Below are 8,969 nucleotides of genomic sequence, written 5' to 3' on the forward strand. Positions count from 1 at the left end.
ATCGGCCGTACCGGGCCGAGGCCGGGTGGTGTACGCCGGCCGGCCGGGCGGCGCGCGTCGGCGCGTACCTGGTGGGCGGGCCGGCGACGCGCCCTGCGGGCGGGGCCGGCCGGTGCTCGGGTGATGGGCATGCGGCGTAACTCCAGTCGATCGGCGCCCGCGGCGGCGCTGGCCACGGAGGGGCGCCTGGCAGGCGGGTTGATTCGTCGGGCCGGACTGGCGGTCATTGACCCGGCATCAGGTGAAAGCTGCAGAGGCGTGGTGGATGCGGCCGGCCGGTATGTGGGCACGGCCGGCGCGGCGGGCGTCGACCGCCAGAGGGCCGGCACGGCGGGCGCCACCGGCCTGGGTGCGGGCGCGGCAGGCGCGGCAGGAGCGGCAGGCGCGGCGGGTCTTGCCGCAGGAGGTGATGCGGGCGCACCGGGCGGGCGCCGGGACCCGGCGGCCTCGTGCCGGTGCCCGGCGGGATCGGTCACCCTCGGGGGCGCGCCTCCTGGGCGGTCGCGGAAGGTGTGAGTCGTCACCGCTGTCATGGTGTCTTGTGGGGTCGCAGGAGGCCGTCCTCCTGGCCGTCGTCCCCAGGCTAAGTCCCGTGGGACGGCCGGGGGCGGGCCCGGCGGCCGGGCGCGCAAAGATTTGACCATGTCATGGTGGTTCGGCGGCCCGTTCTTGACGTGCCGCCGGCGTCAGCGGGCCTCCACGGGCACGTCGAACCAGACGACCTTGCCGCTGCGCGTGCGGGCGCATCCCCACGCGCGGGCCAGCCCGGCCACCAGGGCCAGGCCGCGGCCGCCTTCGTCCTCGATGCCGGCGGGCCGCAGCTGCGGCATGCCGTGCCCGCGGTCGCCCACCTCGCAGCGCAGCAGCAGCCGCTCGCCGGAGACGCGCAGCCTGATCTGCAGCCGTACGGGGCCGCGGCCGTGCCGTACGGCGTTGGTCACCAGCTCGTCGGCCAGCAGCTCGGCCTCGGCGCTGGCCGCGACGCCCCAGCCGGTGAGCGCGGCGCGCAGCAGGTGGCGAGCCTGGGGCACCGACGCCGGCAGGGCGGGCAGTGTCCATACGGCCGACAGTGAACCGCCCGCGCCGGTGGAGCCGCCTCGCGTCAGCCGGCAGCCCGTCTCCGCGGGTCCCGCCTGGTGCTGCGGGGCCACCAGGTACGCGGCCTGGGCCGGCGCGCGAGGCGACCGATGATGATCCATGATCGCCGTCCTCGCATCTTCTTCCCGCTGGTCGGGGAGCGTTTCCCCGCCACCCCTCAGCCTGCCCCAAAACCGCCTATAAGCACCCATACGGACATTTATTCCCTCGCGGGGTCGTCCAGCGGCACCAGCACCTCCGTCACCAGCTCCCCCGGCGCCGTCACCGCCGGATCCGACACGTACACCTCACGCACCGGCCCCCGCACCGCCCGCCCCCGCTCCGCGCACCACGCCAGCAGCCCGTGCACGGTCAGCGACATCTGCTCATACGCCCCCACATGCGTCGCGCACGCGAACCGCCCGCCCGGCAACACCACCGCGCCGCCCTGGGACTCGTCGACGGCCAGGCCAACCGCCACCTCCATCGCCTCGGCCACGTCCAGCGGAAACAACCCGATCAGCCGCACGGGCCCCCTCACCGGCCCCCTCACCGGCCCCCTCACCGGCCCCGCCCCTACGGGACCGGCCAGCAGCTTCGCCACCGCCGCCGACGTCGCCCGCCCCACGTCCTCCATGCCCGCCGCGCGCTCGCGCACCAGCAGCACTCGCAGCGGCTCCTCCTCCACCACCCGCACCGCCGTCTCGGGCAGGCCCTCGGCCATCACCCGCTCCAGCACGCCCAGCGTCCTGCGGCGCCGCGCCAGCTCCTCCTCCAGCGTCCTGCGCACCCCCTCAAGCGCGTCCCCCGAACCCGCCAGCACCTCGCCCACCACCGCCAGCGGCACGTCCAGCGAGCGCAGCAGCCCGATCGACAGCGCCTGGCGCGCCTGCGCGGCCCGGTAGTAGCGGTAACCCGTCACCTCGTCCACATGCGCCGGCCGCAGCAACCCCAGCTCGTCGTAACGCCGCAACCGCTTCACGCTCAGCCGGGCCAGCCGGGCGAACCGCCCGATCGGCAGCAACTCCTCATCCACGCCCACCAGCATGACCCGGTTTGACCACCACCCCGTCCCCCACGGCATCGTGGAGGACATGAGCTTCTCCGTGGGACAGGTCGCCCGGCTGGCCGGCATCACCGTACGCACCCTGCACCACTACGACGAGATCGGCCTGCTCACCCCGCGCGAGCGCACCCCCGCCGGCTACCGCCGCTACGCCGACGACGACATCACCCGCCTGCAGCAGATCCTGCTCTACCGTGAGCTCGGCTTCCCCCTCGACGAGATCGCCGCCATCCTCGACCGGCCCAGCACCGACCACCTCACCCACCTGCGCCGCCAGCACGAACTGCTCACCCGCAAGGCCCAGCGCATCGGCCAGGTCATCGCCGCCGTCGAGCGCGCCATCAACGCCCGCACCACCGGCATCTCCCTGACCGCCGAGGAACGCCTGGAGGTGTTCGGCTCCTTCCGGCCAGAAGACCACGACGCCGAGGTCGAACGCCGCTGGGGCGGCACCCCGCAGTACGCCGAGAGCCAGGAGCGCATCGCCGCCTACACCAAGGAGGACTGGCTGCAGCTCGGCAAGGAGGCCGCCGCCCTCAACGACGACCTGGCCGCCGCCCGCACCTCGGGGGTGCCCGCCGACCACCCCGACGTCATGGACCTGGCCGAACGCCACCGCGCCCACATCAACCGCTGGTTCTACACCTGCGACCACGACCTGCACCGCTGCCTGGGCGACCTCTACGTCGAAGACCCGCGCTTCACCGCCGTCTACGACGCCCTCGCCCCGGGTCTTGCGGCCTACTTCCGTACCGCGATCCACGCCAACGCCCGGCGTGCCACCACCCCCTGAATATGCTCTTGCAGGCATATAACTGATGGGGTATGTTCGCGGGCATGCCCTTCGACGTCGTCGCCGAACCCACCCGCCGGCGTATCCTCGACCTCCTCCTGCAACGCCCCCACCAGGTCGGCGAGCTCACCCAGCAGCTCGGCCTCACTCAGCCCGCCACCAGCAAGCACCTGGCCGCGCTGCGCCGCGCCGGCCTCGTCGCCGTCCGCAAGGACGCCCAGCGCCGCTGGTACGAGCTCAACCCCCGCCCCCTCGCCGAGATCGACGCCTGGCTCACCCCCTACCGGCGGCTGTGGAACGACACCCTCGACCGGCTCGAAGACCACCTCGACACCATGCCCGACCCTGCGCCTGACCCTGCGCGCAACACCGGAAGCGACACCGCAAGCGACACCCTGGAGGAGCCGAACCCGTGAACGAGACCCTCACCCTGCACCCCGACGGCCGCACCACCCTGCGCCTGCAGCGCCGCCTGCCCCACCCGCCGGAGAAGGTGTGGACCGCCGTCACCCGCCCTGAGCACATGTCGGCCTGGTTCCCGGCCGCGGTCACCATCGACGGCGACCGCATCGGCTACGGCTTCGGCCCCGACGGCCGCATCACCGACAACGACCCGCCCCGCCTGTTCGCCCACACCTGGGGCGACGACCACCTGCGCTGGGAGCTCACCCCCGACGGCGACGGCACCCTGCTCACCTTCACCCACACCTTCACCGACCACCACGGCTCGGCCAGCTTCGCCGCCGGCTGGCACACCTGCCTGACCGAGCTGCACGCCCACCTCGACGGACGCCCGCCCGTCCCGCCCGGCGACACCGCCCGCCTGCACGAGGACTTCGTCGCCATCCTCGGCCTGCACCCCGCCGCCATCACCGATGACGGCGGTGTCCGGGCTGAGCGCCAGCTCACCCGCCCCGCCGACGACGTCTGGCGGCTGCTCGACGGGCCCGCCGCCACCGTCGGCGCGCCGCCGCCCGCGCCGTTCACCGTCCCCGCCGTCCCGGCCGGTCCGGTGACGCGGGCCGAGGCGGGCAAGCTGCTGGAGTACGAGACCGCGAGCGGGGCGGTGCGCTGGGAGTTCGGCGAGGGCACCGGTCACGGCGCGCGCCTGGTCATCACCCACGCCGGGGATGCGTCCACGGCGGACGCCTGGCGTGTCCGCGTCGAAGACCTCGCGGCCTCCCTCCTCGCCTGAGGGGGTTTTGAGATTATGCAGGGAGTATCAACCAACCCGGCGCCTTTACAGCGTAGATCATGAAGTATCGGACAGGTCGGATATGTGCGAGGGCTCGATCGACCACCGCACCCCGTACGCGGCGAGAAAGTCCAGGAACCCCTCCGGCGGCAGAGCCTGGCCGGGTGCCAGCACCCCCGCCCCCGCGCGCCCGGCCGCGAGCCGGCGGGCGCTCTCCACGGCGATCACCGCCGTCGTGCCGTAGGTGTCGCTCCCCCGCACGACGCCGCGGGCCCGCCGCCCGTCCGCACCCGTGGCGTCCAGCACGTAGGTGAAGCGCTGGGCGCGGCGGCTCGCCGCGCCGGGCCCGTCCGGCAGGCTGTCGATCATCTCAGGGGTGAGCGGGCTGTTCAGCTGCTCCCCCAGCGCCGCCTCGGTCATCCCCGCCATGTGCCCGACGGGGACGTGGCGGGGTATGGTCACCACCTCCGGCACCGGGAACGCCGCCACCGCCGTCGCCTCCGCCCGTCCGGGCAGGCGGACCTCGCCGCGGGCGGGCCCTCCGGCGCGCCAGGCGCCGCCGGAGTAGATCAGGCCGCCCGCCCTGATGGCGTCGATCGTCTCGGCCACCGACCGCAGCGACCCGCGCGACATGCCGCCGCCAGTGACGACGTGCACGGTGACGATGCCGGCGAGCGGCCCGAGACGATCGGCCAGCACGCGGGCCAGCAGGTCCACCGGGACGCACCCGTCGGTGGCGGCGGGCAGCACGCTCACCCCCGCCTCGCGCGCCTGCGTCGTGAAGGTGTCGAAAACGTGCTTGACGTGCAGTTGCTCGCCGGAGGTGTCGACGTAGTGGCAGCCCGCGGCGATCGCGGCGCGCACCACGGCCGCGCCCGTGACGGTGAACGGGCCCGCGCAGTTGACGACGGCGTCGCAGCCGGCGAACGCGCTCACCAGCCCTTCGCGGTCTCCTGCCGCGGCGACGCGCCAGGGCGCGCCGGTCCTTTCCAGGCGGGCGGCGTCCCGCCCGGCCGCGACGGGCTCGATGCCGCGCCGTGCCAGCTCGGCGAGCACGAGCCCGCCCTGGTAGCCGCTCCCGCCGTAAACAGCGATCTTCATGTACGTCTCCTCTTCGGTGATCCCTCAGCCGCGCGGATCGGCGCACGCGCTGGCCGACTGCGACGGGTCGCCGGCGGTGGTGACGCTCTGCGGCGCGTACCTGCTCGACGGCTCGGCCGCGCACCCGCTCCTGGACGACCTGCCCGACGTCGTCCACCTGCCGGCCCGCGTGGGCCGGCACGGGCAGCTGCGCGCCGCGCTCGAGCTGCTCGGCGCGGAGCTGGACGACGACGCCAGGCCGGGTTCGCAGGGCGTCCTGCTCACCCTGCTCGACCTGCTGCTGCTCTACATCCTGCGCGCCTGGTTCGAGGAACGGCACGCCGGCGGCCACTCCCCTTCCGGGTGGGCGGCAGCCCTGCACGACCCGGCCGTGGCCGCCGCCCTGCGGGCCGTGCACGGCGACCCGGCCCATCCGTGGACGGTCGAGGAGCTGGGGGCGCGGGCGGGCCTGTCGCGGGCCGCGTTCGCCCGCCGCTTCACCGCGCTGGCCGGGCGGCCGCCGCTGGCGTACCTGACGTGGTGGCGCATGGCGACCGCCGCCCGGCTGCTGCGCGGCGGCGACGCACCCGTCCACGTGATCGCCCGCCAGGTCGGCTACAGCTCGCAGTACACCTTCACCCACGCCTTCAAACGCCAGTACGGCCTCCCGCCCGCCACCTACCGCCGGCACGCCCCCACACTGCATCCCGGCACCGGGTAGCGGGCGACGTGTCAGTCGTCGACGGCCTGGTAGAGGGTGGTCCAGAAGTCGCACATGAGGTGGGCCGGGCTGGGCACCGTGCAACCGACCTGGCAGAGCAGGATGCCGATGAGCTGCATTGCGGCCGGACCGCCGCCCGGCTGTGCCTGTCGCCCGCCCGCGTCACCCAGGCCGTCCAGAAGCAGGAACGGCAGATCGGCGCCGCACTGTTCGAGCGCGGCAACCGCACCGTGCGGCTGACCCAGGTCGGCCGGCGGCTCCGCGACGACCTGCGCCCCGTCTACGCCGGGTTGAAGGAGAGCGTGGAGCGCGCCCGGCTGGCCGGCCAGGGCGTCACCGGCACGCTGCGCGTCGGCATGCTCCCGCTCAACGCCCACGACCTGTCTTCCGCCTGCGTCACCCGGGGTGACGGCTGCGCATCCACAGCGCGCAGGTGGGCGAGGCGTTTCCCGCGCTGCGCCGCGGCGACAAGGACGTCCTGGTGAGCCGGCTGCCCATCGACGAGCCTGGCCTGACGGTGGGGCCGGTGCTGTTCGCCGAGCAGCAGGTGCTGGCCGTGGCCACCGTCGCCGGCTGGCCTCGCGCGCCTCGGTGTCGCTGGAGGTGCTGTCGGACTTCCAGCATCCGCACGCCGACACCGGGCCCGACCACTGCTACGACCATTACGCTCCGCGGCTGACCAGGCGGGGCCGCGCGATCGAGCGCGGCCCCGTGGTGCGCGACGCCGAGGAGGCCATGACGCCGGCCAGCATGGACGGGCTCGTCGTGCTCTTCCCCGCCCATGTAAGCCGCTAGTGGGCGCGGCCTGACATCGCCTACCTGCCGGTGACGGATCTGGAGCCGCTGCCGTACGCGCTGGTGTGGCGCACCGAGGCCGAAAGCGAGGCCGTCCGCGCCCTGGCCGGCACCATCCGCGACCTGGGCCCCCTGCCCTGAACTCCGGGTCAGTCCTGGGCGGTGGACCGGATCACCACCTCCCCGACGTCGATCCCCTCGGGCTGCTCGATGGCGAACCCGATCGCCGCCGCCACCGCCGAGGGCGGCATCGCGATCTCCTCACTCCGGCGCACCAACGCCGCCGCCACCTGCGGGCTGCCGCCCTTGCCGACGCCCTCGGTGTCGGTGAAGCCCGGGGAGACGAGGGTGACGCGCAGGTGCGGCCCCGCCTCCTGGCGCAGCGCCTCGGTCAGCACCTTCACCGCCGTCTTGGTGGCGGCGTAGACGCCCAGGGGCGAGGTGATGACGTAGGCGGCGGTGGAGGCGACGTTGACGAACTGGCCGGCCTGCTGGCGGCGGAAGACGGGCAGCGCGGCGCCGATGCCGTTCAGCAGGCCGGTGATGTGGGTGGCGACCATGGCGTCCCAGTCGTCCAGGCGCAGCTCGTCGAACGGCGAGACGGCCATGGTGCCGGCGTTGGAGACCAGCACGTCGAGCCGGCCGTGCAGGTCGAGCGCGGTGTCGGTGAGCGTGCGCAGGTCGGCGCGGCGGGTCACGTCGACCACGGCTCCCGTGGCCGTGCCGCCGGCCGCGGTGATGCGCTCGGCCACCGCCTCCAGCCGCTCCTTCCTGCGGGCGCCGAGCACGAGCCTGGCGCCTCTCTCGGCCAGGTACATGGCCGTGGCCTCGCCGATCCCGCTGCTGGCTCCGGTGATCGCGACGACCTTCCCGGCGATTCCTGTCATGATCGGCTGTCCTTCCCCGATGGGTGTGCGCAGGCCGCGGATGACCTACGATGAAGAAGTGGAGGCGCCACCACTTAGCTCGACCATAAGTGGGCACGCCTCCGTTCAGCAAACGGAGAGGAGCCGGGCACCGCGATGAGCGACGACGCAGCACGCCCGTTGCGCGCCGACGCGCGCCGCAACCGCGACAAGATCATCCAGGCGGCGGCACGCGTCTTCGCCGGCGAGGGCCTGGACGCCCACCTCGAACGCATCGCCAAGGAGGCCGGCGTCGGCACCGCCACCCTCTACCGCAACTTCCCCACCCGCCAGGCCCTCATCGAGGCGGTCTACCGCAACGAGGTCGCCCAGCTGTGCGACGCCGTGCCCGGCCTGCTCGACGCCCACCCGCCCCTGACCGCGCTGCGCGCCTGGACCCGCCTGTTCCTCGACTACGTCACCACCAAATACGGCATGGCCGACGCCCTGCAGGCCATCGCCGCCACCGGCGACAACCCCTACGGCAACAGCCGCGCCATGATCCAGGCCGCCGTCACCACCCTCATGGAAGCCTGCGCGGCGGCCGGCGCGATCCGCGGCGACATCACCTCCGCCGACCTCACCGCGGCGCTGACCGGCATCGCCCACACCTGCCCCCGCGCCGACCAGCGCGCCCAGGCCGAACGCCTGCTCGACCTCACCCTCGACGGCCTGCGCATCCAGCCCGCCCGGTAGGCACCCCCCTTACGCGGCGAGGCTCCGGACGGCGCGGGCGAAGGAGCGGATCAGGCCGGTCTCCGCCGCCGTACGCCACAGCAGCGCCCACCGCCGTCGTGGCGGCCGGCCGGTGCGGTCGCGGCCCCTCGCCCCCGCGAGAGCCTGACCAGGCCGCGCCTGCTCGGCGCGGTCGCGGTACTCGCCGCCGTGGTCGTGCTGACCTTCCTGCCCACCTGGTACACCATGACCACCACCCGGTTCTGACCCCTGCGCCAGGTGCGGGCCGGTCGCGGGGGCCGGTCGCGGGGGCCGGTCGCGGGTCAGGTGGTCAGGCCGAGCGCCGCGGCCGTCACCGCGCGGGCGCGCTCCGGCCGGGTCAGCACGTCCACCGCGTCCGCCACCTGATCCACGCATCCGGCGACCGGCAGCCCCCGCACCGCCGGGTCCGACACCGCCGCCATCAGCGCCTCGGCGAACCGGTCACCGCCGATCACCCGGAACGGCCGGTCGTGGAAGCCGCGTACCCGCTCGTCCAGCCGTTCGGCCAGTGCCATGCGGTTCTGCAGCGCCGCCACCCGCCCGTACGCGGCGGCCAGCCCGTCCTCACGCTCCCGCCACGACCGCGCCGCCAGCGCCGCCGCCAGCGACTCGCCCAGCTC

11 protein-coding genes and 1 pseudogene are annotated in these 8,969 nt (G+C 74.3%); 7 read left to right on the forward strand and 5 right to left on the reverse strand.

Annotation, left to right across the window (positions count from 1 at the left end; all coding sequences use genetic code 11):
* Positions 1-686: 686 nt before the first annotated feature.
* Both ABZW11_RS45735 and ABZW11_RS45740 read right to left on the reverse strand, forming a co-directional pair.
* Positions 687-1,199 carry an ATP-binding protein gene (locus ABZW11_RS45735; protein ID WP_355432697.1) on the reverse strand — a complete coding sequence of 171 codons (513 nt, stop codon included), beginning with the start codon at positions 1,197-1,199 and terminating at the stop codon, positions 687-689.
* Positions 1,200-1,297: 98 nt separating this feature from the next.
* A complete protein-coding gene (locus ABZW11_RS45740) occupies positions 1,298-2,113 on the reverse strand; it encodes a MerR family transcriptional regulator (protein WP_355432700.1) in 816 nt (271 codons plus the stop codon).
* 10 nt (positions 2,114-2,123) lie between these two features.
* Here ABZW11_RS45740 and ABZW11_RS45745 point away from each other — a divergent pair, with 10 nt between their 5' ends.
* The 3 genes from ABZW11_RS45745 to ABZW11_RS45755 are packed head-to-tail and all read left to right on the forward strand — an operon-like array spanning position 2,124 to position 4,131.
* Positions 2,124-2,936, forward strand: coding sequence for a MerR family transcriptional regulator (locus ABZW11_RS45745; protein ID WP_355432702.1), 813 nt, complete (start codon positions 2,124-2,126; stop codon positions 2,934-2,936).
* 44 nt (positions 2,937-2,980) lie between these two features.
* Complete coding sequence (locus ABZW11_RS45750) at positions 2,981-3,352, forward strand: metalloregulator ArsR/SmtB family transcription factor (protein ID WP_355432705.1); 372 nt, start codon at positions 2,981-2,983, stop codon at positions 3,350-3,352.
* Positions 3,349-4,131 carry an SRPBCC domain-containing protein gene (locus ABZW11_RS45755; protein WP_355432708.1) on the forward strand — a complete coding sequence of 261 codons (783 nt, stop codon included), beginning with the start codon at positions 3,349-3,351 and terminating at the stop codon, positions 4,129-4,131. The genes ABZW11_RS45750 and ABZW11_RS45755 overlap by 4 nt, the downstream gene beginning before the upstream one ends.
* Positions 4,132-4,188: 57 nt before the next feature.
* Here ABZW11_RS45755 and ABZW11_RS45760 read toward each other — a convergent pair whose 3' ends face one another.
* Positions 4,189-5,232, reverse strand: a complete 1,044-nt coding sequence (locus tag ABZW11_RS45760; protein ID WP_355432710.1) for a saccharopine dehydrogenase NADP-binding domain-containing protein — start codon at positions 5,230-5,232, stop codon at positions 4,189-4,191.
* Here ABZW11_RS45760 and ABZW11_RS45765 point away from each other — a divergent pair.
* The 3 genes from ABZW11_RS45765 to ABZW11_RS45775 all read left to right on the forward strand — a co-directional run bounded on the left by ABZW11_RS45765 (position 5,231) and on the right by ABZW11_RS45775 (position 6,727).
* Positions 5,231-5,932, forward strand: coding sequence for an AraC family transcriptional regulator (locus tag ABZW11_RS45765; RefSeq protein WP_355432713.1), 702 nt, complete (start codon positions 5,231-5,233; stop codon positions 5,930-5,932). The two genes, ABZW11_RS45760 and ABZW11_RS45765, sit on opposite strands and share 2 nt — an antisense overlap.
* 8 nt (positions 5,933-5,940) lie before the next feature.
* Entirely contained in the window at positions 5,941-6,417 is a 477-nt protein-coding gene (locus ABZW11_RS45770; protein ID WP_355432716.1) for a LysR family transcriptional regulator, read from the forward strand.
* A 106-nt stretch (positions 6,418-6,523) separates the two neighbouring features.
* A complete protein-coding gene (locus ABZW11_RS45775) occupies positions 6,524-6,727 on the forward strand; it encodes a hypothetical protein (RefSeq protein WP_355432719.1) in 204 nt (67 codons plus the stop codon).
* Between the two features lie 149 nt (positions 6,728-6,876).
* Here ABZW11_RS45775 and ABZW11_RS45780 read toward each other — a convergent pair whose 3' ends face one another.
* Positions 6,877-7,614: an SDR family oxidoreductase gene (locus tag ABZW11_RS45780; protein ID WP_355432722.1), complete on the reverse strand. Its 738-nt coding sequence runs from the start codon at positions 7,612-7,614 to the stop codon at positions 6,877-6,879.
* A 135-nt stretch (positions 7,615-7,749) separates the two neighbouring features.
* On the opposite strand from ABZW11_RS45780, the gene ABZW11_RS45785 reads away from it, so the two are divergent.
* The gene (locus ABZW11_RS45785; protein ID WP_355432725.1) at positions 7,750-8,328 is read left to right on the forward strand and encodes a TetR/AcrR family transcriptional regulator; all 579 of its coding nucleotides are present in this window, start codon (positions 7,750-7,752) and stop codon (positions 8,326-8,328) included.
* Positions 8,329-8,630: 302 nt separating this feature from the next.
* On the opposite strand, the pseudogene ABZW11_RS45790 reads toward ABZW11_RS45785, so the two are convergent.
* A pseudogene (locus ABZW11_RS45790) lies at positions 8,631-8,969 on the reverse strand (hypothetical protein); the annotation flags it as partial.

Origin of the sequence: Nonomuraea sp. NPDC004580 (assembly GCF_040609855.1) — a bacterium.
GTDB classification, from domain to species: domain Bacteria; phylum Actinomycetota; class Actinomycetes; order Streptosporangiales; family Streptosporangiaceae; genus Nonomuraea; species Nonomuraea salmonea.